This window comes from Jeotgalibaca porci (genome assembly GCF_011299095.1).
Lineage (GTDB): Bacteria > Bacillota > Bacilli > Lactobacillales > Aerococcaceae > Jeotgalibaca > Jeotgalibaca porci.
On the sequence record NZ_CP049889.1, the window covers coordinates 1,018,716 to 1,042,057 of the forward strand.

The 23,342-nt window shown below is 42.0% G+C and carries 23 protein-coding genes; 3 read left to right on the top strand and 20 right to left on the bottom strand.

Annotated features, from left to right (window positions below; translation table 11 throughout):
- Positions 1-56 precede the first annotated feature (56 nt).
- The 10 genes from G7058_RS05195 to G7058_RS05240 form a co-directional block, all read right to left on the bottom strand.
- Positions 57-1,133: a hypothetical protein gene (locus G7058_RS05195; RefSeq protein ID WP_166062562.1), complete on the bottom strand. Its 1,077-nt coding sequence runs from the start codon at positions 1,131-1,133 to the stop codon at positions 57-59.
- Positions 1,123-3,522, bottom strand: coding sequence for a PEP/pyruvate-binding domain-containing protein (locus tag G7058_RS05200; protein WP_166062563.1), 2,400 nt, complete (start codon positions 3,520-3,522; stop codon positions 1,123-1,125). Before G7058_RS05200 ends, G7058_RS05195 begins: the two co-directional genes overlap by 11 nt.
- A 15-nt stretch (positions 3,523-3,537) precedes the next feature.
- Complete coding sequence (locus tag G7058_RS05205) at positions 3,538-4,422, bottom strand: UbiA family prenyltransferase (RefSeq protein WP_166062564.1); 885 nt, start codon at positions 4,420-4,422, stop codon at positions 3,538-3,540.
- Entirely contained in the window at positions 4,415-5,281 is an 867-nt protein-coding gene (locus G7058_RS05210) for a phosphatidylserine decarboxylase (protein ID WP_166062565.1), read from the bottom strand. The genes G7058_RS05205 and G7058_RS05210 overlap by 8 nt, the downstream gene beginning before the upstream one ends.
- A gap of 2 nt (positions 5,282-5,283) precedes the next feature.
- Positions 5,284-5,889 carry a CDP-alcohol phosphatidyltransferase family protein gene (locus tag G7058_RS05215; RefSeq protein ID WP_166062566.1) on the bottom strand — a complete coding sequence of 202 codons (606 nt, stop codon included), beginning with the start codon at positions 5,887-5,889 and terminating at the stop codon, positions 5,284-5,286.
- Between the two features lie 18 nt (positions 5,890-5,907).
- Complete coding sequence (locus tag G7058_RS05220; RefSeq protein ID WP_405002863.1) at positions 5,908-6,489, bottom strand: CDP-archaeol synthase; 582 nt, start codon at positions 6,487-6,489, stop codon at positions 5,908-5,910.
- A 332-nt stretch (positions 6,490-6,821) separates the two neighbouring features.
- Positions 6,822-7,523, bottom strand: a complete 702-nt coding sequence (locus G7058_RS05225; RefSeq protein WP_166062567.1) for a lysophospholipid acyltransferase family protein — start codon at positions 7,521-7,523, stop codon at positions 6,822-6,824.
- Positions 7,524-7,535: 12 nt separating this feature from the next.
- Entirely contained in the window at positions 7,536-8,255 is a 720-nt protein-coding gene (locus G7058_RS05230) for a glycosyltransferase family 2 protein (protein ID WP_166062568.1), read from the bottom strand.
- Between the two features lie 47 nt (positions 8,256-8,302).
- Positions 8,303-9,121, bottom strand: coding sequence for an undecaprenyl-diphosphate phosphatase (locus G7058_RS05235; RefSeq protein ID WP_166062569.1), 819 nt, complete (start codon positions 9,119-9,121; stop codon positions 8,303-8,305).
- A 98-nt stretch (positions 9,122-9,219) separates the two neighbouring features.
- Positions 9,220-10,965, bottom strand: coding sequence for a DUF4153 domain-containing protein (locus G7058_RS05240; RefSeq protein ID WP_166062570.1), 1,746 nt, complete (start codon positions 10,963-10,965; stop codon positions 9,220-9,222).
- Positions 10,966-11,454: 489 nt separating this feature from the next.
- Between G7058_RS05240 and G7058_RS05245 the strand changes: the two genes are divergently transcribed.
- Positions 11,455-12,291, top strand: a complete 837-nt coding sequence (locus G7058_RS05245; RefSeq protein WP_166062571.1) for an AraC family transcriptional regulator — start codon at positions 11,455-11,457, stop codon at positions 12,289-12,291.
- A 35-nt stretch (positions 12,292-12,326) separates the two neighbouring features.
- Here G7058_RS05245 and G7058_RS05250 read toward each other — a convergent pair whose 3' ends face one another.
- The 4 genes from G7058_RS05250 to G7058_RS05265 form a co-directional block, all read right to left on the bottom strand.
- Positions 12,327-13,763, bottom strand: coding sequence for an FAD/NAD(P)-binding protein (locus tag G7058_RS05250; protein ID WP_166062572.1), 1,437 nt, complete (start codon positions 13,761-13,763; stop codon positions 12,327-12,329).
- 128 nt (positions 13,764-13,891) lie between these two features.
- Positions 13,892-14,647: an NAD-dependent protein deacylase gene (locus tag G7058_RS05255; RefSeq protein ID WP_166062573.1), complete on the bottom strand. Its 756-nt coding sequence runs from the start codon at positions 14,645-14,647 to the stop codon at positions 13,892-13,894.
- A gap of 398 nt (positions 14,648-15,045) precedes the next feature.
- A complete protein-coding gene (locus tag G7058_RS05260; RefSeq protein ID WP_166062574.1) occupies positions 15,046-16,020 on the bottom strand; it encodes a diaminopimelate dehydrogenase in 975 nt (324 codons plus the stop codon).
- 27 nt (positions 16,021-16,047) lie between these two features.
- Complete coding sequence (locus tag G7058_RS05265; RefSeq protein ID WP_166062575.1) at positions 16,048-16,482, bottom strand: VOC family protein; 435 nt, start codon at positions 16,480-16,482, stop codon at positions 16,048-16,050.
- Between the two features lie 74 nt (positions 16,483-16,556).
- Between G7058_RS05265 and G7058_RS05270 the strand changes: the two genes are divergently transcribed.
- Both G7058_RS05270 and G7058_RS05275 read left to right on the top strand, forming a co-directional pair.
- Positions 16,557-17,051, top strand: a complete 495-nt coding sequence (locus G7058_RS05270) for a GNAT family N-acetyltransferase (RefSeq protein WP_166062576.1) — start codon at positions 16,557-16,559, stop codon at positions 17,049-17,051.
- Positions 17,041-17,637 (top strand): trimeric intracellular cation channel family protein, encoded by a 597-nt coding sequence (locus tag G7058_RS05275; protein WP_166062577.1) that lies wholly within the window; start codon positions 17,041-17,043, stop codon positions 17,635-17,637. The genes G7058_RS05270 and G7058_RS05275 overlap by 11 nt, the downstream gene beginning before the upstream one ends.
- Here the strand turns inward: G7058_RS05275 and G7058_RS05280 are convergent.
- From G7058_RS05280 to glmS, 6 genes are all read right to left on the bottom strand, one after another.
- Positions 17,634-18,557, bottom strand: coding sequence for an alpha/beta hydrolase (locus G7058_RS05280; RefSeq protein ID WP_166062578.1), 924 nt, complete (start codon positions 18,555-18,557; stop codon positions 17,634-17,636). The genes G7058_RS05275 and G7058_RS05280 overlap by 4 nt on opposite strands.
- Positions 18,558-18,568: 11 nt before the next feature.
- The gene (locus G7058_RS05285; RefSeq protein ID WP_166062579.1) at positions 18,569-19,108 is read right to left on the bottom strand and encodes a cysteine hydrolase family protein; all 540 of its coding nucleotides are present in this window, start codon (positions 19,106-19,108) and stop codon (positions 18,569-18,571) included.
- Positions 19,109-19,186: 78 nt separating this feature from the next.
- On the bottom strand, positions 19,187-19,954 hold the full coding sequence (locus G7058_RS05290) for a tryptophan-rich sensory protein (RefSeq protein ID WP_166062580.1): 768 nt from the start codon (positions 19,952-19,954) through the stop codon (positions 19,187-19,189).
- Positions 19,955-19,972: 18 nt separating this feature from the next.
- The gene (locus tag G7058_RS05295; RefSeq protein ID WP_166062581.1) at positions 19,973-20,323 is read right to left on the bottom strand and encodes a DUF2200 domain-containing protein; all 351 of its coding nucleotides are present in this window, start codon (positions 20,321-20,323) and stop codon (positions 19,973-19,975) included.
- Between the two features lie 15 nt (positions 20,324-20,338).
- A complete protein-coding gene (locus G7058_RS05300; protein WP_227004505.1) occupies positions 20,339-21,067 on the bottom strand; it encodes an alpha/beta hydrolase in 729 nt (242 codons plus the stop codon).
- Positions 21,068-21,204: 137 nt separating this feature from the next.
- On the bottom strand, positions 21,205-23,001 hold the full coding sequence (glmS, locus tag G7058_RS05305) for a glutamine--fructose-6-phosphate transaminase (isomerizing) (protein WP_166062582.1): 1,797 nt from the start codon (positions 22,999-23,001) through the stop codon (positions 21,205-21,207).
- Positions 23,002-23,342: the final 341 nt, after the last annotated feature.

The following is a 23,342-nucleotide window of genomic DNA, read 5'->3' on the forward strand; positions in this document are numbered from 1 at the left end:
TTTGCTCGGAACTAGAAGTACTTTTTTTGCGTTCTAGTTCCGAAATAATGACTTTCTTAAACAACCACACTCGTTTTTCGCTGATAATAAGCATACTCATTTTGATCAAGGATGCTGGAAATAACATAGGTCCCCGAAACTTTTCCTTCATGAATATAACTTGAAATACTCTGTATACGATACCGCTTAAATTCCTGAATCAACGCATACACCAATGCCGATCCCAAGCCTTCATGATGCTCTTGGACAGCCATATACATAATGACGTACTTCTGTGTCACCTGCTTCGTCAGTAACACTTTCAGCACTTCTTTCTTCGACAGTTTTTCCTTCGTTAATTGTGTCCCGTAATCAGGAGTAGCGATGAGGAACCCAACAAAGTTCCCCAACGAATCATAAGCTAACTTCGTGTAACGCAAGTTAAGAATCAGCTTTAAATTCTCAAATATATCCATAAATTCCTCATCAGTGATGCCTTTAAAAACGGGAAAGGTTCGAAAACGTTCTTGCAGCATTTGCGAGACCGCCAAAAAGTCCTTATCCAGTGATTTCTTTGTTGGACTGATAATTTGGTAGCCTTTCTCAGTAAATTGTTGGTAGCGTTTCTGATATTTTTCTTGCTTAATACTTTCATCGACAGGCGCATAAAAGTTAGAATAATACGTTTCGCGTCTTTTAAAGCCACTCGCTTCCCACAAAGTTTGGTAGTAATCGCGATGGTAGAGCTCAGAAAAATACGGTTCCTTATCAAAATGATTCACTTTCAAGCGGTATCCCAGCCAAAAGCTAGCATTCATTGGGCCTTCGATTGTTTCTTTCCCATAGAGATAGGCGACGTGAGCAGCATAATCAATCAATAAAGTTGCTGCTTGCTGATTGTTCTCTGATTCGAAATAACCCAGATACGCTGCCGAATCATCCGGATAGCACGTCACAACGGCACGGCATATGATTTGACCGGCATCCTTGACTACGAGGGGTGTCACCCTGAAGTAATGGCTCAGTGGGTGCTTTCCTTCCAACACTTCCCGCAACTCGCGTTTATTCTCTGTGCGAAATGCCGGTGCATAAAGGCTATCTGAAAAATCTAGAAACGCTCCCACGTCTGCTTCATTCAAACGTTCAACTTTCATTGCGTGCCTCCTTCCGTGTGACCTTTCCACTATTTCCATCCAAAATCACTCTATCACCTGTTTTTAAGTGCGTCGTTGCCTGCTTAATTCCGACCACGGCTGGGATACCCAATTCACGGGAAATAATGGCCGTATGTGATAGCAGTGATCCTTTTTCAGCAATAATCCCTTTGGCTTGGGTCAATAGGAAAACCCATCCTGGATCTGTCATTTGCGTCACTAATATTTTGTCTTTGGCGCCCTCTCGCACTTCGCTTGGATGGTGAACGACTAACACTTCCCCCTCCACAATGCCATTGGACGTTGGCGTGCCTTGTAACTGATGGGACGAGATCGCACTCCTCCCATTCTCAACTATTCGAATCGCTTTATCGTAAGGATGTCCTTTAAATACCAAATAACCATAGGCCGGCAAAGAAGCAAACCCTTGCTGTGCCTCTTTCCGTTGCGCAATTAATGCCCGGTAGTCTTTCAGATCAAACGCCTCATCCACTGATAACCAAAAGATATCTTCGTGGTGTTCAATATAACCTTCCGCCTCCGCAATCACTCCTAAACGCCGGAACAAAGTCCGAACCATCCCGTAAATACGGCTGCGATTGAGTCGTGACGTTTCGCGGTGCTGAATACCCAGCCGCGCCCGTTTACTTAAGAAATGAAAGACACGCTTACGCCAACCTGTGAACGGAATACGTTCCTTTTCCACATGCACGCTTTCTTTTCGAGGCGGCATGTCCAAGAAGTCACTGAGTTGTTGCAAAGCCTTTAAAGGATGGCTGCGAAATGTCTGTGTTTCTAGTTTCAGTTCTTCCAGCCCCCGGTCGCCGTAACGCTCGACATAGGAAGTAAAGAGGCTCTTAAAATGCGGGTTCTCCTCCAAGAACAGTGTTAATGCGTTTGGCGTTGTGATGTTTCGGATGGCTTCGGTCAACTGATGGTCTCGGGCAAAGGCAGCCATTTTTTGCATTTCATGCACCGGTTCCATACTGGATATCATCGGAATACCGGCGAACCACTGATGCCATTCATTGCTATCTGGATCCTTTCCCCATCGACGTAAAACACGCTTCAATAAACCCGTATAAGTAAAGGCATATAAGTCATTCACAAGCGTGATGTCCCATTTTTTCAAAATACGCTCTTCTAAAGCGTGATATAGATTTTTCACTTCTGCCGCAGACATATCGGTTTTATAAGAGGCACGAAAGAACGTTGTTGTATCTTGGAACGCACGGTCTAATGCAGTCATCTGCTTCGGAGTCGTTACGAGTTCTTTAATAATTCGACTCGAAATCAGCAAGCTGTCCCACAATGATGTCTGCTTCGCCAAGGCTGGCGGAATAACGATTTCCTTCTGAGTAAAACCCATCATCTCTTGCCATATTGGCAAAAGCAACTTAGGGAACGGCAAGAATTGCAATAACCCGTACAAGTGATTCATATTATAATACATGCGTCCATTGACCCGGACAACGAGTTCTTGGAACGCTGAAGCATAATGGTCCAACAATGCTTGGGAACGCGAAAAGCGCCAAGCTACGCCTTTAAAAACTTGTTCATAAGCAAAAGTGATAAAGCTTTCCGTCAGCGGTTGCGTCAACCCCGGGTAACTTTCCACTAAGTTACTATTATTTAATACGGTCATCGCACCAGTCGGGAACGTTGTAATCGGTCGGGACTGCAAAACATAGACACTGCCATCCGCAATCGCAAACTCAACATCCAACTGTTTAGACGTTAAACCGTCCACTTGCTGCAACAAATCTGCTCTTTCCTTTTCCGTCATTAAGGGACTATCCTCTTCACGTTCAAAGTAGACAAAATCCTCATCGCGCTTTAGATAGTAAGTTGTAACGGGGACTTCTGCATTGACAATCCCCTCGCCCAAGCCATTCCCAATTACCAAAACACTCTCATTCAGCAATCCTTGCGGATTCGCCGTGAATAAAACCCCTGAACGTTCAGCCGGAATCATTTCCTGTACAATAACCGTTACAACAATATCTGACGCTTTCAAAGTATGATAATCGGCATAAGCGTGAATATGATTCTTACCGCCTGCTGCCAAACAAGCCGAAATTTTATCCGCTATATGTGTTGGTGAAACATTGAGATACGTTTCAAATAAACCCGCAAATGACGTTTCTGATCCGTCTTCCATATTTGCGGAAGAACGAACGGCATAGAGCTTTCTTTCGTCCAGCATGGGATATAATTCGGTTAAGGTTGGTTCTATCTCACCAGTGCCACGAATACGCTTCGCTGTGGCAAGGGACAACGCGATGAAGGGCGGGACATTTAAGCCTCGTTTTTTCATGCTCGCCAATTCGGCTGCTTTTCCACCACTATTTTCGCGCGTCATCTGTTCATACGTGAGCCAATTGTTCATGAAGTAACGACTCCTTTAAATATATAGCAATGTGACAAGCAACAAAAATACAGATAGATGCGCAATTAAATACGCAGGAACGGAAGTTTTTAAGTTTTTACCGTCGGGATTTTGATAAAAGCGGTACAGGGTATAAAGCAATCCAATAAAACTAACCATTAATAAAAGAGATGCGGTTAACTCAGCAACCAATACCCAAGCCGCAATGACACCAACAGCAGCAATTCCACTAACAGCGTATAGTGAGCCTCGGAATCCCCATACTTGTGAATACGTCACATACTGGTTCTCATCAGCCGGTGCTTTTATCTTACGGGAAACTTCCCACAATAAAGCAGGAATATACAATACAAATGCCAACAAAACGTTCTCTTTGGTCCATAATGGCAGCTCATATTGCACTGTCACGTAATGAATCACATACAAACTTAACAGCAATTGAACCGGATTATGGGTGACAAGTGCCAAAACCAAACTCGGCTCAATTTTAGCCCGTTGGAAAAACCAAACAGTCATTAAAAAACCGTAAAATACAACCAGAATAAAAGGCCAAATAGGTTGCGGCAACAGGATATTAAGGCCTACCATTGTCACAAAAAGGACGGTTCCTAAATACCATAAGTCTTTCTTGAACAACCGTCCAGAAGGAAGGGGGCGTTCAGGATAATTGATCCGGTCATTTTCCAAGTCCTTAAACTCATCTGCGATGCGGAGTAAAAATAAAAATGCAAAGACTGTATAGATGATGCCTAAATCTTCCCAGTTAAACTGATAACGTGGTTGCGTGCGTGCAAATGCCAGCACCCCCAGAATCTGAACGGCAACCATTAAAAAACTAATCCCCAAGCGCGGAATAATCGGATACATTTCTCTTGCATAAATACTTAAACGTTTAAGCATGGCTTCCCACCTTCTCTCCATAAGAAACACGGACTTCCAATCCTTCTCGATTAGCTGCCGCAATGTCTTCAGCTATTTTCACTTGATTTTTTTGGTAACACACGACAATGCTAGATCCGCCATAAGAAAAATAGCCTTTTTCCTGGCCTTTAGTGAATACTGTCGCACCATGATCATGAATCCTTCCAACCAATAAAGCACCGACTTCCATAAAGAGAACACGCCCAAAATTTTCAGTCTCAAAGAGTTGCCAGTGACGCGTATTTTCCGAGAAGACTCGCGCATGTGCGTGTGCGAGCGGTCGAACAGAATGAAGCATACCCGGAATCATACGTGCAGCTAATTTCTTACCTGCGTCCGGATAACAATAACGATGGTAATCATCGATGGCTAATCGAAAAACCAGGCACGTCCCTCCTATAAATTGTTCCGCAACACGGGTATCGCGAATCAGTTCGTTTAAAGTATAGCTTCGGCTTTTTATCTGGAAAACACCCGATTCCGAAATCGAATACGTCATCAACTTGCTGTCAGCGACCGCAATCACAGTCGTTTTTGCTTCTGAAATGGGACGAGCATCAGGTCGTAAACGTCGGGTGAAAAAATCATTAAACGACTGAAAGGTCGTCTGTTCTGCTTCATCTAAATTAATGTGGTATTTTTCGACGAATGGTTTTATTTTCCGGACTGAACGCTTCGTATTATTTCGCGCTGCTTTAAAATTTGAAAAAGCCGGATAAAGTAAGGGTTTCAACAGGAAGCGGCCAAGAGCTGTCTCATACAAGAACGTAACTACTCTGCCGCCAACTTCCGCTTCCGTATAGGTTTCCTTTAGTTTGCGATCATAGATGAGCGTCATATTTATAACCTACTTCCAATAACTACCAAAACAAAGATGGCCAAACCAATAAAGAGGAGATACATTTTACCACTTGGTCGTCTAACAGGACGATTCCAGACGAATCCAAGCGGCAGCAAGATAAATAATAAAACAATCGCTGCTCGGAATAACGCCGTTCCTGTTGCACTAAACAGACTAAAGAACGTATACGTCACTGTTAAAGCAAGCGTTATGTATGTGAGTGGTACGCCAATGAAGTCATCCTCTTTTATAATATGAAAATAACCCAATCGGTGAATGCCACAAATGGCATAGAACACCGCCAAAACGAGAGGCAACGTCATCCCGGAAACGAAATGAAATAAAAATATAACCGGCAATGCAACAAACGAGACCATATCCACGAATGAGTCAATATACTCCCCCATTTGTTGTTGGAAAGCGTCACGCTTGAAGAGACGGGCAAATTTCCCATCAAAAAGATCACATAGCCCGGAGAGAACAAATAAAATAATGGCAAAGTCAGTGTTTCCCTCAAAGAGACTTCTGATGGACCATAGCGAGAAAAATAAGCCCATGAGACTTACTGTATTCGCTACGTGAAAAACTGGGATACGTTTATACATAGATGGATGGCTCCTTTCTTAAATCGCTTTTTTCCAACCGATTTTGACTAAGATAACATTGATGCCTAAATGTGTGGCCGCACCCAGAAATACATAACCTAAATACTGTCCGAAACTGAGTGGATAAAAGAACCATAAAACTAAAGCACAACCAAAGAGTGAATCCATTTGGTCGAGCCACATGTATTTCCAAGGATTAGTTACATAAGCGGCCTTTCCGGGGGATATATTCATTCTTCTTTTGATAAAGCTATTGGGAAGCTCAAATAAAATATAGGCAACACCCAATAATGCACCGACAAAGCTATTAAAAAGTACGGTATTTCGATTGAAGATATAGAATTGATTACGTTGTTCCAAATAAGGGAAAATACGACAGATTCCTCCCCACAGAACCATGGCTGCCACACTGCAAATGACCATTCCGACTGCACCGCGCCATGTTTTATTTGCTCCGAAAAATGGTCGGCCATCACGCCACACTCGCCCATTATCAATCGGCGTTTGCCACGTTTTCAACCAAGATGATTTCAACACTTTCATGTTGGCGATGCCTGCCAGAACGACCGGCATCAATGTAATATACATACTTAAAATCAACCACGCCACCTCCTTCAATTGACAAAAGTATAGCACAGGAGCACGGAAAACCTGACTGATAACCTATACGTGAAAATAAGGAAAGGGGCCGGGGAAAAACTCCCGGCCCCTTACTATTAACGAATAATTGTGGCATAAACGTGCTCAAAAAGGCAGCTCCGACATCCACTTTGTCATGCTTGTTGCTGCTTTAGCAGCTTACAAACATGATACACTTGGGCTTCAGCCCACAGTGATCCTAAAATAATGCGCGGATGGTCTGCGTCCATCCTGTGCTTATTCGTTCCAGTGATTCGGATCTAAACGCCTTTTTTCCCACTCTCTTTCCTTCTTTAACTTATCGATATAATAGAGCCTTCTTGTGACAAGGCATTTAATGATTGCTGAATTTCAGCGGCGACAATTTTTCTTTGATTGATAAAGTTGCCTTCTCCGCTAAAATAAATCGGTTCCCCCACCCGAAAGGACTGCGTTTCTTTTACAGCCACAACGGGAACGAAGGGAATATGCTTTTTTGTTTTGCGATAATAGTATTTATCGATGTATAAAAAACCGTCATAGATTTCTTTTACTTCAACACTGTCATCGCTGTAATCAACATCGGGGAAAATCAGTAGGCTTGTCCCCTGTTCGAGTGTTTCTACCGATTGCTGCATCGTTTCAATGACTTTACGCGACTGTCGATAAACCGGTATTCCGCGAGCAGATTTGGTTAACGTTGTCATGAACCAAGCCAGCGGTGCTGCCACTACCTTAGCAACCCCTTTCGAGAGTCCGAGTCTTTCAGTCAACGTGTACGCCACATAATGATCGTAGCACGTTCGATAATCCATGAAAGCACTAAAAATCCACGTGCGAACAAATTCCGGATGCCATTTTAAAATAGTTACCGGTCCGTACATATTACGGTGGTGCGAAACATATACAACAGGGCCCGCAACAGTCTTGGGGAACGTCCGAACAGTCGCTCGTTTGGATGATAGACGCAACAACCCTCTTATGAACTTATAAAAATTTCCATAATCAGTCGGCACTTCTCATCCCTCCTAGTTATGTTCGACTAACTTTTTTTTCATGGTCAGCCCAACAAAGAGTTGTTTGGCAATACGCCCTGAGTCACGAAATGTTTTGTAATGCGTTACGCGCTCTTCACCAAAATAGAGGGTTTGAATGGGCACTTCAACAAGCTGCATGTCGTCATGAACCGCCACCATCAGCATGTTCATTTCATATTCAAAGCGTTCGCCCTTAATAGCCACTAACCACGGAATGTCTAAACTGTGAAAGCCGCGCAAACCTGTTTGGGTATCGGAAATATAGGTGCCAAATAACCATTTAAACACCCGACTCGTCAACTTGTTTCCAAACGCATTCTTCCTCGGAACATGCTCCAAGTCGAAATCACGGACACCTAACACAATACCATGGGCCTCTTTTTTTAGTTCTTCTAACAGGCGAACAACGTCTTGTACCGCATGTTGACCGTCCGCATCTGCTGTTACAATGGCTGTTTCTTCAACAAACGTTGCTTGAATATGACGGAAAGCCGTCTTCAATCCCGCACCTTTCCCTCGATTCGTTTCGTGAACAAGGAGTGTACATGCCGGTACAGCTTCGATATTTCGGAAGATGTGTTGTGTTTCTTCACTACTTCCATCATCGACGATAATAATCGTTGCGATGCCAGCTGCAATTAATTCTTCCACATAGGGTATAAACTTTTGATCAGGATTGTAAGTTGGAATGACTACTATAGACTTTTTCAATTCACAGACCTCTTCTCTCACTCGTTGTTACACCTATGATAGCATCTTTATCCGAAATAGAAGAAATATCCGATTACGAGCAGACCCAAAATAATGCGGTACCAGCCAAATGCCTTGAAGTCATTATTTTGGATGTATTTCATTAAGAACTTAATCGCAACGATTGAAACAAAGAACGCAACAACCATTCCGGTAACTAATATTGTCAATTCCATACTTGTAAAATCAAAACCAAATTTAACTAACTTCAGAGCACTAGCCCCGAACATAATAGGGATAGATAAGAAGAATGAGTACTCAGCAGCAACGTAGCGGGATGTGCCGACAATAATCGCACCCAAAATGGTTGCGCCCGAACGGGACGTTCCTGGAATCAAAGCCAAACATTGGAAAAGACCAATCATTAAAGCTGTCTTATATGACAATTCGGCAAAACTAGTAATTGTCGCTTTTTTATCTTTATTTCGATTTTCGATAAAGATAAACAGAACCCCATAAACAATCAACATAATGGCAACGACGAAATAGTTGTAGAAATTATCATTCAACCAATCATCAAACAAAAGCCCCAAGACGCCGGCTGGCAGAATACCTACAACAACCTTGAACCAAATTGCCATTGTGTCTTTCTTCTCCTGACGCGATTTCTTAGGAGAAAAGGGGTTCAGTTTGTGAAAATACAGGGCCACAACTGCTAAAATGGCCCCCAATTGAATCACCACGAAAAACATTTCTTTAAACGCAGCTGTTGTATCTAACTGGATAAATTCTTCGACCAAAATCATATGGCCTGTACTTGAGATTGGTAACCATTCGGTAATTCCTTCTACAATCCCAAGTATTATAGCTTTCAAAACTTCTATCATTTACTTTATATCCTCCTTTTTCACAATACTCCCATTCTACTAAAACAACTCACAATTATGAACAAGTAAATTATTAAGTGTTTGTTAATGGGCTGTTTCTACTTCAGCGTAATTGCAATGAAGACTTCTCCACTGATTTCTTCTTCATATTTATCCAGCTGTGTCACAATGACTGTCATTTTAGCTTGTTCATTTTCTTTTGTTTCCATCAGCGCTGTAAGAGCGGCAGGTGCGCCTTTTTGCACTTCGCCTGACTCTGCGAATGCTTTTTCAAATAAGTCGGTCAAATCAAAACGAAGGAATTCTTCCTTAGAATTATCTTCCAGAATAAGCAAAGCGGAATCTACCAAGGTTAATGTGACCGCTTCGGTTATAGGATAGGTCACTTCTTCTTCTGAATAAAAATTAACTTTCAACAAGTAATCCGCACCATCTAAAGGAATAATCGGCGTTGCCTCCCAATCCAAGTACACATAATTACCGACTGGTTCTTGCGGATTTTCTCCATCCGTAATGTAGTACACAGGTCCAAAGCCATATACCGTATTAAAATCAGAATAAATATTGAAATTATCCGGTACGTACTGAATTGATTCACCATCCGTCCACGTCGTCAAATACTCAACGCTTCGCGTAATCGCAACTTTATCTTCAATTGTTATTTCACCGTTAGGAACCACTTCACCGGCAACCACCATCCCATTTTCCATCAGTGTTTTTTCCAGTATATTCTCTTGGCTATGGCGACTAACCGTAAATGCATTGACGAAAGGCGCCACTGAAAGCAATGAAAGGACGATAAGGATAGGAGCGATTAACCCACTCTTATTCTTTTGATAAAAGCTGAAGATGATCGCTGTGATAGTCGAAAATATCCCAAACAGGATGACATAGTAGCGACCGTGCGTGATGCCGTAGTCTTGAATCCGTAACACACTGGCAACTGTTTGGAATAAAACAACCGCCAACATAATCTTTGGAAATATCTTCTGGAACAGCTCGCTGTATTTATGCTGAACGTTACAGACCAATAAGTAGACAACCGTGACAATAATCGCATAAGAAACTAATAACGGCTCAAGTAGATTATTCGTCCAAAAATCGCCTCCGATATTGATTGCGACATACGCAGCTAAGACGAATGTGTAGATGGCTACGATTGGAATAATGATAAAGACAAGCAGAACTTCCAAAAACCTCGGAACTTCAGAAGCACGCGCCAGGACTTCCGGATTTTCTTGGGAATAATTCGGAACAAGACTTAAAAAGTAAATCGTCGCAAAAAGAAAACCAATTATATTTAAGGCCTGAAGCGTAACCCGGTAATCAATACTAAATAGCAGAAAATCCACACTGCTTAATATCGCTGCTACCCCAGCGGCCAATACAATACTCATTAAGATTGTGGTCATTAATGCTTTAAATATCGCTAAAAAATTTACATGGAACGGTATCCGTTCTCTTTTAATGGTCGGAATCCAAATAAAAGCAATAAACAATGAAAAAAGTAGCACAATCGTCCGAATAGGATAGATGAGTGCATATTCATTGTTATCAGGCATCGTGAAATAATATAATATTGCCAGAATAAGCGAACCGATTGCCAATAACCAGTGATTCGTGCCCTTGCTTGTAAAACGTTCATAGCTATGTTGCCCTACCAATGCGAACATTGTCCCAGTCAATCCGGTAAATAGGAACCGACTGTACAAGTCGAAGGCTTCATGAATTTGGAGAGCATTCATGACCGTTACCGCCATTAGCCAGATTATAACGATAGGATAACGACTTAATGAAAGCATAATACCAGCCATACTGCTCTTAAAGTTGTTTAATATACGCATTTTCCTTACCTCCTTTTATATGGATGGACCTTGTCACAACAACCCTGCGGCCGAATTGTCTAGACATCCACTTCTCTAAAAATGTCAAACAAAAGTTTATTTTTATTTTGGCGCCGCCCTATTTGCGAATCCCTTGTCAATACAACGTCTAATATAGAAACTAGCATTTTTCTGAGAATTAATAGTGACAATTTAATTTCATAATGTTATACTGGACTATCGAAATAATCAAAAGTTTATTTTTTCAAGAATCGCTTTTTTGTACTTCCTTTTTTATTTTTATCATGTACAATATTGAAAGAGAGTAGACAAGTTGAAAGCGTGAAAGATTACTTTTTAACACTATTGTCAATTTTACTATTTTATTTTGTTATAAATAAGATAAATTACTAGACAAATAATTATATTGTATTATCATATATAGTAGTCGGTAAAATTCACATGAAATTTATATAGATATTATACAAGTAAGCTCAAAGGAGGCAATTTATGTACACTATGTCTAATTTTAAAAATCTGTCACTTAAAATCGTTTCTGCAGTAAAGTCTACTGTTACAACTAATCTAACAACTTCTTTTCAAAAACAACCACACGTTAAGATGGTTTACATCCATAACGGTGAAGCAACTTTAACATTTAAGGATGCTTCTAGGACTGTTAAGAAAAACCAAATTATTTTAATTAATCCCAATGTTGAACATTACTGGGATTTAGAAAATAATACCAGCGTTGATATCACAGAAGTAGGTATTCACGGTTTGGAATTTTCCGCGGTGAGCGAATCTGATGGTGAATTCACCTATTACGTCCACGATGAAAAAGAAGCAGATACCAATCAATTCATTACATTCATTACAAAAGAAATGGATGCAAAGAAATCTGGGTATGAAGAAGTAGCAAAACGCTACATCGAAATCATCTTGATTCATCTCCTTCGTGACGAAGAATTCTCTATTCGCAATTCACTGAACAAGAAAAACCACAAAGAAATCCAAACAGTTAAGAACTTTATGAAGGTAAACTATCATAAAAATATTACGTTGGATGACTTAGTAGAACTGATTCACATCAATAAATTCTACTTAATCCGTATTTTCAAACAAGAAGTGGGTATGTCACCTATTGACTACTTGATCCACGTTCGTATCGATGAAGCACAAAAAATGTTACGCAATACAAATATTGCTATTGCCGACATCGCCCACTTGGTTGGTTTCCAATCACCTTCGCACTTCTCAAAAACGTTCCGTGAGTTATCTAATATGACACCTTCTCAATACCGTCGTCAAGGCAACATGCCACCAACACCACCACAAACATATTAAGATCTAAAGAGTTTCCGAAGCGGAAGCTCTTTTTTTTATTGCTTCCGCATCTCATCCACAACTTTGTAAGCATGCTTCTGAATGAGCCCCACTGTATTATTTCCATATTGAATCCCGGTAATGAGTTGTCCATGTACACGCAAATTACTTAGAATGCCATAGCGTTGACTCACAGCTTCCGATGTCGGCCAAATAACTTGAATACCTCCGGATACTTCCGGCTGCAGGATACGTTTATTCAATAAATTGTTTAACAAAGGGCTATTCAAATACGAAACTTCTACCCGTTTATTCTGGCCGGTCGCATTGATGATATAATCCACGGCTACATCTTTCCCATTTTCCAAAGATACGTAAAAGCCAGGTTGGGCGCCATTGATGGCTTTAATCTCCTGATGGGTACGAACCTCACCTGATGCCGACAATTCCAGTAGTTCCGTAACGGTTTCGCGTGGCATCGGGCTGCGAAAGCGCTCGAACAGCGAACGGTATTCATGGACATAGCGTGTCTTATCGGCCTCGTTTAAAGCCAGCCAGTACTCCGGTAAATCAAAATCCATGGCATGAATAATACTTTGTAGCTTCTCCAAGTCGCCGGGGTCTTCCAATTGCATTTCCAGTTCCTCTTTTGTTCCTTCGGGATAGGTTGTCAAGAGTTTGTCTAAATCAACTCCGTGCTCCTGACATTCCAACCGAAACCAGTCAATCATTTTTGAAAGTGAAACAAAGCCGCTACTATTCAAGCGTTCCTTTTCCAAGTGTTCCCGTGTTAAATACTGTAGTTGAAGTTGTGGTTCAACGCCACGAACAGAACTGAAGGTCCCCCTATCTGAAAAGAAATGAATCTGGACACCGGTACGTTTGCGAACGAGGTAACGCATCATGTCAATGCCGGTCAAACCTGTGCCGATGATACCTACCCGCGAGTCGTTTTTGATTTGGTCTAATTTTTTATATGTCGGATAAGGATGGTAAATATAATCCGGATTCCCTTTCAAATGATACGGATCCTGATAAGCCAAATGACCCATGCAGAGATGAACCGCATCCACAACCTCCTCACCTTGAGCAGAGGCCAAAAGAATCTTCCCATCTGCTTGAATAGATAAGTCCGTTACTTCTGCTTTTATTACTTTGGGATTCAAAAACGCTAAGGCCTCTTCTAATACATCCTGTAAATATTCACCATACCACGTTCTCGGGAAGTGCATTTTTTTCGCACCTTCAATTGCTTTCTTTTCACTTATCCAGCTCACGAAATCGTTTGGATCTTCGGGATCGATACTCATCGTATCAGCAGTTTGATTCAACAACAGGCTCGTATCATCCGCTTGATAAGGCAGGCCTGTTCCGAACGTCTCGCTGTCACTGTATAGCATAATCTCCATTTGGGTATATTCCGGGAATTTCGCCATAGCATTCAAAACGCTGACGCCGGCTGCTCCCATCCCAATTATCGCAATCCTTTTCACGTACTTCCCTCTTTCTCTGTCTCACTTTTGTTCTTTTTCCAAATCATTCGGTATTGCGTTTCCTCTATTGCTTCATCGCTACTCGCTTCTCCCAAAACGAAGCCCCTCTTCCTTGGCTTTCCGAATCTTTATGCCCGCGCTCCTTTTTCAAGCACGTTCCATACTTCTTTCAAAAATGTATCGCTGTCAGTTTGAGCAATCAGGGTAAAACGATCCATCATTGGTACTTTCGTACGATTAATTAAAACTGCATGTTTACCACGGAATGTTTCAACAAATGTATTTGCCGGCGACACCTGTAAGCTCGTCCCCACTACAATTAATAAATCCGCTTCTGAAATAGCCCGAATTGAGTCCGTGATGACGTTATAATCCAATTGTTCCCCATACAAAACAATGTCCGGTCGCACGCGCTCACCCGTCGCATCCACCATGATTCCTTTATCATCTGTATGAATCGTTTCAAATGCTACTTCTTGTTTATCTGCCACCCTCAGCCATCTGGTCGCACTCCCATGTAAATCTAAGACACGGGAATTTCCCGCCATTTCATGCAACCCATCCACATTCTGAGTAACAATAGTCACATTTTTCCCCATTTTCTCTAGTTCATAGAAAAAAGAGTGACTGAAATTCGGTTTCGCATCAGGAAAAGAAAGTGTTTCAGAAAAGTTTTTATAAAATAAAGCCGGATTGCGTTCAAAGAATGGTGCACTTAAGGCTTCTTCTCCTGAATAATGTCGCCCGCTAATTTGATCAAAAACGCCTCCCGAAGAGCGGAAGTCAGGAATACCACTGCCCGTACTAATTCCGGCGCCCGTAAAAGCCACAATGTTTTGCGCTTGCTCAATAATCATCGCTAATTCTTTCGCCTTTTGTTCCACAGCTCATCCTCCTTGTTACGAAGCTTATTTATTCAATATAATTATACCATCACGTAGGAATATCACCAATCACCAGCTACGGTTTGTTATAAATTAAATAACGACGACTCAAACTGAATTTGACAGCTGAGTCAGCGTTTTGCGAGAATAACGACGACTCAAATCGAAATTGACGGCTGAGTCAGCGTTTTGCGGGAATAACGACGGCTCAAACCAAATTTGACAGCTGAGTCAGCGTTTTGCGGGAATAACGACGGCCCAAATTGAATTTGACGGCTGAGTCAGCGTTTTGCGGGAATAACGACGGCTCAAATCGAAATTGACGGCTGAGTCAGCGTTTTTCTGAAAAAAAAGACGTGAGACTGTAACGTAACAGTCCCATCGTCACTTATCATTTTTTAAAGCAACTCTTTCCGTAATTCTTCTGGTGTTTTTGGAGATAAGTAGCTCGGAGCCACATCAAATACTGATTTCGCTCCATAATTTCCTTCTCTTGCCAAGCGGAATGCTGCTCGCGCATACGCCACCATGACAGCGGCCGTAAAGCCGGGGTTACTTCCTAGATTCACATTCAATTCATACACAGCCTGCGTATCTTCTCCTGTATAGCCGCGGCGTAAAACATGTCCACCATGCGGAATACCGCTATGATCGCGATCAAACGTTGCCTCATCAATAAAATGAACCTCTGTTTCATAATCTGCAAAGTAATCTTTCATAGTGGAAATAGTGTGGGTAATAGCAGCCTCATCTGCTCCCTCATCTGCAACCACATAACACACGCGTTTATGCGAAGCGGTTTTAGTATACACAACTTCTTTACCATCTCGAATTTTTTGAATCAACGCTTCGTTCGGGATTGTATATTGTACCCCACGTTTCACGCCCGCAACACGGCGAATTGCATCACTGTGCCCCTGACTGACACCTTTTCCCCAAAATGTGTAGGTTTCACCTTTTGGCAAAATCGCTTCGGCAATGAGACGGTTTAGGGAAAAAAGCCCCGGATCCCATCCTGTCGCTACAATCGCAACATTTTTCTGACGACGTGCAATTTCATCCAAACTGTTAAAGTGTGCGGGAATTGCCGCGTGATTATCATATGCATTTACAGTCGTAAAATGTTCTTGTAAAACAGGCGCCTGCTCGGGAATATCGGTCGCCGAACCACCGCAAAGAAGAACGACATCAAGGTCCTTTTTCATTCCGACTAAATCATCCATATGAAAAACCGGACAAGACGCACTAACTGTTTTAGGATCACGTCGTGAAAAAACACCAATCAATTCAATGTCAGTATTAAATTGAAGTTGTTCTTCAACACCTTTCCCCAAATTTCCGTAGCCTATGATACCTAACTTAATTTTCGACATAAAATCCCCCTTTTCCTAACATTACATTTATTCAATCACTAACATATTTTGCTCATCAAATTTCCAATCTGGACCATAGGCAACTTCCCAATAATAACCATCAAGGTCGATAAAGTAGCCGCCGTAACCGCCCCACGAGAGTTCTTGGGGTTCTTTAGCTAGTGTTGCGCCGGCCGCCACTGCCTTTTTCATCGTGTGGTCGACCTCTTCACGTGATTTCATGTTGCAAGCGAGTGTCATCCCTGGAAAGCCACCTTGCGGCAAGGCAGGTGGCTTTTCGAAATTAATATCCTTGGCTAACTCTTCCAAGGGAAATAACTCTAATTTCGAACCTTCGTTATTGAAGAAAACAATCCCGGGGTTTTTCTCCTCTGTTTTTGTCTGAAAACCAAGCGTACGAAAGAACGCGAGTGACTTTTCCATATCCCGGACACCTAAAGCAATTAAGTTAATACGATTCATTTGAGCTCCTCCAATCTAATAAGTTTGACCTCCAAGAATCATTTGGTTAGACTGATGAAAAAAGGAGGCGTGACATGCTGATACGAACTATTTCCCATCCGGACAATTTGGCAGTGAAGCAGATTATCCAACAATCATTGAAATCACGCGGCTTTGATCTGCCAGGAACAGCATACTTCGACCCGCAGCTGAATGACTTAACTTCCTACTATACCACTATTCCCAATGCTGCTTATTGGGTATTGGAAATAAACGACGAGATAGTCGGCGGCGTCGGTATTGCGCCTTGGAAAGACAACGTCTGTGAGTTACAAAAACTTTACTTAAAAGATTCCGCTCACGGGCACGGTTACGGCAAGCTTTTGATGACGCATGCGTTGACTTTTGCGGCTCTCCATTACCAAGCCTGCTATTTGGAAACTTTGAAAGAACTCTCTGCAGCTTGTCGCCTCTATGAAAAATGTGGGTTTGCCTTATTGGACCACCCTTTACCCGGGTCCGAGCATACCGCGATGGATGCCTGGTACTTATTAGAACTCCAAGAAAAGGAGGCTCTCCATGGTTATTGAATTATTTAATATCGTCGGAATTATTGCATTCGCTGCGAGTGGTGCCATTACGGCTTTGGACGAAGATTATGATATTTTAGGTTTTTATGTTCTGGGCTTCATCACATCATTTGGCGGGGGTACGATTCGAAACTTATTAATCGGTACGCCGATTCAACTGATTTGGTCGCAAAATGCGCACTTTATTGCAGCGTTTATAACTATTACATTGGTTTTTTTCATCCCGAAACAATGGATCAATCGTTGGGACCGTGGTGCTGTTTTCTTTGATGCGATTGGATTAGCTGTTTTCGCTATTCAAGGAGCTTTCGCTGCCCTAAACGCTGGAATACCTTTAGCAGGAATTATTGTGGCAGCCACTTTAACCGGTTCTGGCGGCGGGGTCATTCGTGACATCCTTGCGCGTAAAGAACCGATGATTCTGCATTCAGATATTTATGCGCTTTGGGCTGCCCTGGGTGGGTTAATCATTGGTTTAGAATGGATTAACAGCTTGGCTCAAGCAGGAATATTATTTGCCGCTATTGTTTTTCTGCGACTTATTTCCGCTCACTATAATTGGCGATTGCCACGCAGACGGCGTTAAACTGCCATAAATCTGCCTACAAATTCCCAGACAGTCTTCCAGTATAATTCAGGATTCACGTTGATGGATTCGGTATGTTCTGCACTAGGAATCGTCAATTTTTTCTTTTCCGTATTTGTAGCTGCATATACCTCTTCTATCATTTCAAAAGGAACAAACGTATCAGCCTCACCGTGAATAAAAAGAATAGGCACCGTTGCTTTAGCCAGTTGCTTTACAGCGGAAGCTTCAAAAATTCCGTAACCTGCGCGAAGTTTTGCCACAGTATTGGCAGCTTGAAGAGCGGGGAATGCCGGTAACTGAAAACGTTCCTTTAGTTGGTAAGATAGAATAGAACGTGCACTAGCAAAACCACAGTCTTCAACAACAACCTTAACATTGTCTGGCAAGTCTTCTCCTGCTAACATCATAACCGTTGCGCCGCCCATGGACAGCCCAAACAGGACAATTTCCGCTTCAGGATCCTCGGCAATTAACGCGTTGACCCAAGCCAAGACGTCTAAACGGTCATGCCAACCCATACCGATATACTCCCCTTCACTCAAACCATGCCCTCTTAAATCGGGCGTCAAAACGTTAAGGCCTTTTTCATAAAAACCACGTACCCACTGCGTCATTTCCCGACTATGGCTCGTATAACCGTGCACAGCCACTACCCATTTATGTCCTGCTTCAGGATGAAGATAGGCTTCTGCATGTAATTTCAATGTAGGGACGTCAGTAGAATCTATATATTTTTCTTTGGACGGATTTTTCGCCAAAAAGTCATCATCTGTATGACTCATATCCATTATTTCTTGTACTGTTCCTTGTTTTCGTTTGGATTTCAATGCGTATTCATAAAAATAATTGCCAATCGCCAAGTAAGCAGCAGTTGCTAAACTTGAAACGGTTGCTATAGCTAGCATTTTCTTTTTCATAGCGGACTCCCTTATGCAATAATTTCTGTATGGAAACACCGAAACATATGATCTAACATGGTATCGCCTAAGTTTGTAAATGTGGCTACACCACGTTTATGAATGGCTGTTTTGAATCCTTCTGCATCTGCACCTGCAACGGTTAAGAAGTCACAAATGTCGGTTGTGACACCAACCACATGAACTTTTTCAATTCCTTTAGCACGTAAGGTGTCTGCTAGATCCGTTTTGAAGAAGGAATTATAGTTTGTTTTCGGCACGTAAAGAACCTGGTCATGCGACTTATTCGCCTCGTACCATTTCCCCAAGTCACCGTATAATTGTTGGCCTTCTGTGCCTTTTACGTTATGAGCAGGCCATAAGTCAAAATGCGGATCATTTTCTTCATGCGCATCCATCCCGATCACAACCAATTGACCACTTTCCAGAAACTGATTCGCCATTTTAATAATATACGGAATAATGTCCTGTGCCGGTTTTCCAACAGTTAAGGTACCCGTATCTGCTACAAAATCATTACTCATATCTACTATCAGTAGTGCTTCATTCAATTTTCAACACCTCCAACTTTTTCCCTATTATACCTCAATAAAAAAAAGAACCACAACACGAAGTTGCGGTTCAATAAACTATTCTGGAAACAGAGAATGATTGTTTTTTTTGTAGGTAAGACCAGCTAACAACAATAAGACAACCATGCCCCCAATGGATACGTAGCCAACTGCGCTTGCATTCCCCGCATTCATTCTTTCACTGAATATCGCAAAGTAAGCCCATGCGATTGGTAACGGAAAGGCTGCGTTTTTCAAGTGCCACAAAACAAACGCGCAGAGAGCCACCGAAATGACTAACATCAAGATAGCCCACGTTGTATCCGCGATACCAAAGCCATTCCATTCGATCTGAACCAAGAAAGCAGAGATATTTACAACCGTTGCGATGAATAACCAGCCAGCATTCAGGCCAAACGTCACTGGTAAGAGCCAGCGTTTCGGTTCATGCATGGCCAACAAAATTTGGACGATACGTGTCAGACTTAACAGATAACCAAAAATAAAAAGGGTTGAGAGCCCAATTTGATAGTAAGAAAAAGCGACAATCCAAGCCATATTTAACACCGAACTTAACCAAAAGAGAGGTGTGATTTTTTCAATTGCTTTTCGATAATAGCCATCCTCACTTTTTACAATCATGACAATCATACTGATTACCAATAGCCCGTAAATAAGACTCCAAATGCTAAAAGCAAATCCCGCCGGCGTGATTAACGTTTGGAATTCACCGGAAACCTCACTTTGAGACGAATCATTAATTAATCCCGTTCCTCCCAAGCCGTTCACAACTAGTGTCGCAATCAAAACGATTAAATTTATCCACGCTTTTTTCTTTGTTTGCATCTCAAACGCCCCAATCCTTTAAGCCCTAAGTATCTTTTCCATCTTCTTTCCTTTAGCTAATTCATCAATTAATTTATCCATATAACGAATTTCTTGCATCAATGGCTCTTCGATTTCTTCTACGCGCACGCCGCATACTACCCCTTTAATCAAGTGCCGGGCGGGATTTAGCTGTGGTGCTTCTGCAAAAAAATCTTTCAACGTCACTTCATTTTCTAAAACCAAGCTAAAGCTCGGCGCATCATGGCCGGTCAGCCATTGAATAATCGTATCGACTTCTTCTTTTGTCCGATTTTTCCTTTCCGCTTTAGTAATATAAAGCGGATAGATGCGTGCCATCGTCATCTCGTAAATATGCTGTCTACCCATGCGCTACGCTCCTTTTCATTCCGCTAACAAATCAGTAATTGCTTCTACCGTTAGCTTTTGCTGTTCCTCGGTTGAAACAGTTGCATCTCCGTCGCCTGCCTGTTCGCCGTAATTTCCGAATTGGGCATGGTTCCCGCCCTCAATAATGATTTCTTTGTGATTATCTGGCAGTAACGAGCGGTTTTCTTGTACACTTTCAGTATTTAACACGCCATCTTCACTGCCATAAATACTCAAGACATTCAAATCCGTTCCAGATAAATCTGCTGTTGAGTACGCAGCTAATAGAATTAAACCAGAAAGCTGTTCATTTGCACCCTCAGCATAAATTGCCGCCATCGAACCGCCCAAAGAGTGCCCCGCTACATACCATTCTGAAATATCAGGATTTGCGGCCATTATCTTTTCAGCAGCGTTAATATCAAAGACAGCTAAGCCAAAAGGTACATCTAATAAAAATGTTGCATAGCCTTCTTCCGCAATCTGACGCATCAACGGCGCATAGCTTTCATATTCTACTTTTCCACCGGGATAGAAAATAATACCTGTTTGATTCTCTGTACGGTCGATGGGATAAAAATAAAGCGGATCATCACCCGTCACTTGAACCTTATCGTCCGACTTCATAGCTTCCAACGCTTGATTATTTGCATCGTAATCATCATTCACATAAATTAAGAATGCACCTATCACAACGAGTACGAGCATCGTCAGAAAGCTGATTACTTTTTGGGTTTTACTCACTACGTACACCTCCCTTATTTCTATTATACCTATCGAACGATAAAACATATAGTTGCGCGCACTCTCAGTACGAAAAATAGAGCAGATAGGCTGGAAATCTTTTCCCAGCTTGTCTGCTCTACTACATAATCTCTATTTTATTCAACTGTCACTGATTTTGCTAAATTACGGGGCTTATCAACGTCAAACCCACGTTGAAGTGTGGCATAGTAAGCCAAAAGCTGTGTTGGTACAACAGCCAATAATGGTGTCAGCATTGGATGTACCGCCGGCAACACTAATTGGTCACTTTCTTGCTGTAACCCTTCCATTACACATACACAAGTATGCGCACCGCGCGAACGGACCTCCTCAATATTTCCCCGGGTATGGCTCGCATTTTCAGCTTGCGTAATAAGCGCAATAACCGGCGTACCTTCTTCAATCAAGGCAATGGTTCCATGCTTCAATTCGCCGGCAGCAAATCCTTCCGTTTGAACATAAGAAATTTCTTTCAGTTTCAAAGCAGCTTCCATCGAAACATAGTAATCCAACCCGCGGCCAATATAAAAGGCACTGCGTTTGTCAGTCAGATACGCTTCCGCCAGTTCTGCAATCTGCTCTTTTTCAGCAATGATGCTATCCATGGCATTCGCTACAATCCCAAGTTCATGGATAAGAGCAAAGTCCTTTTCTTCAGAAAGAGTCGCCGCAAGAATTGCCAATACAGAAATCTGTGCCGTATAAGCTTTTGTGGAAGCCACCGCTATCTCCGGCCCTGCATGAAGCAATAACGTATGATTTGCTTCGCGTGACAATGTTGATCCTTGAACGTTTGTTATCGTCAAAGTCGGATAGCCCCACTCTTTGACCTTCACCAATACTTGCCGACTATCTGCTGTTTCACCCGATTGTGAAATGAAAACAAACAATGGATTCCCCTTAATCAAAGGTGGATTGTAGGAAAATTCACTGGCAATATGCACTTCGGTTGGAATACCCGCCATTTTTTCTAAAAAGTGTTTCCCTAACCATCCCGCATGGTAACTCGTTCCGCACGCAACAATATGAATACGGTCTGCAGCCTCAACAGCTTGTTTCAATTCATTCGGAATTTCCAATTCTCCGGCTGAATTTTGGTACTGTTGTACGATTCTACGTAAAACAGCTGGCTGCTCGTCGATTTCTTTCAACATGTAATAAGGATACATCCCTTTTTCTAAATCGGCCGCGTCGACTGTTGCTTTGTAAGGCGCTCGATTTATGACGCTTCCGGACACTGTCTCAATAGCAAAATCTGTATTTGTTAACTGCACCATTTCACCATCGTGAATTTCAACGTATTGATCCGTTAATTGGATAGTTGCCATGGCATCACTCGCTACTACATGGAAATCTGTACCGACACCAATCAATAACGGACTTTTATTTTTTGCAGCCCATAATATTTCTGGGTCTTTTGAATCAATCAACGCAAATGCATACGAGCCTTTCACGACCTTCAAAGCTTCGCGGAAAATTTCTTTCGTGGTTAAAGCGTCATTTTTTGCAAAATGCGCGATAACATTCACGACAATTTCCGTATCGGTATTTCCAGTTAAAGCAACATCTGGCAAATACGTGGCTTTAAGTTCCTGGAAATTCTCAATAACCCCATTGTGGACCAAAGTAAAACGACCATCCTGTGATTGGTGCGGATGCGCGTTGGCAATACTTGGCACCCCGTGTGTCGCCCAACGCGTATGTCCGATTCCCATCTGCGCAGGAACGTCGAAATCAACCACTTCGCGTAATTCCGCAATACGGCCTTTTTCTCTAAACAAGTGACTGTTTCCTATTTTATCTACAACAAAAATACCGGCGGAGTCATAACCGCGGTATTCTAACTTTTCAAGACCTGACAACAAAATTTCCTGTACGGCACTTTGACCGATATATCCTACAATTCCACACATAGCAAATAAACCTCATTTTTCTATTAAATTTGCTTCCGGGTGCGGGAATGGCTTTCTGTTGAAACTTTACAGTTCCTTTTTAAACCATTCTGTAGATTACACAAACCTTGAGTCATCCGCCGAATCTTTCGATAAACTCAATCCTCGTCACCACATCTAATCTGACATCAGATGGGCCTGGCGCTATCCTTTTCCGTAAAACTATCCTCCTTATTCATTCTTTTTCCAGAAGCAAGGAAAAGTATATACTAAATGACTGCAATTAGTCAACAATTGGTGAGATGGAATTATTTATGCAAGATAGCAATGCTTTTATGCAAGTCAATAAAAAGTGGTTGTAT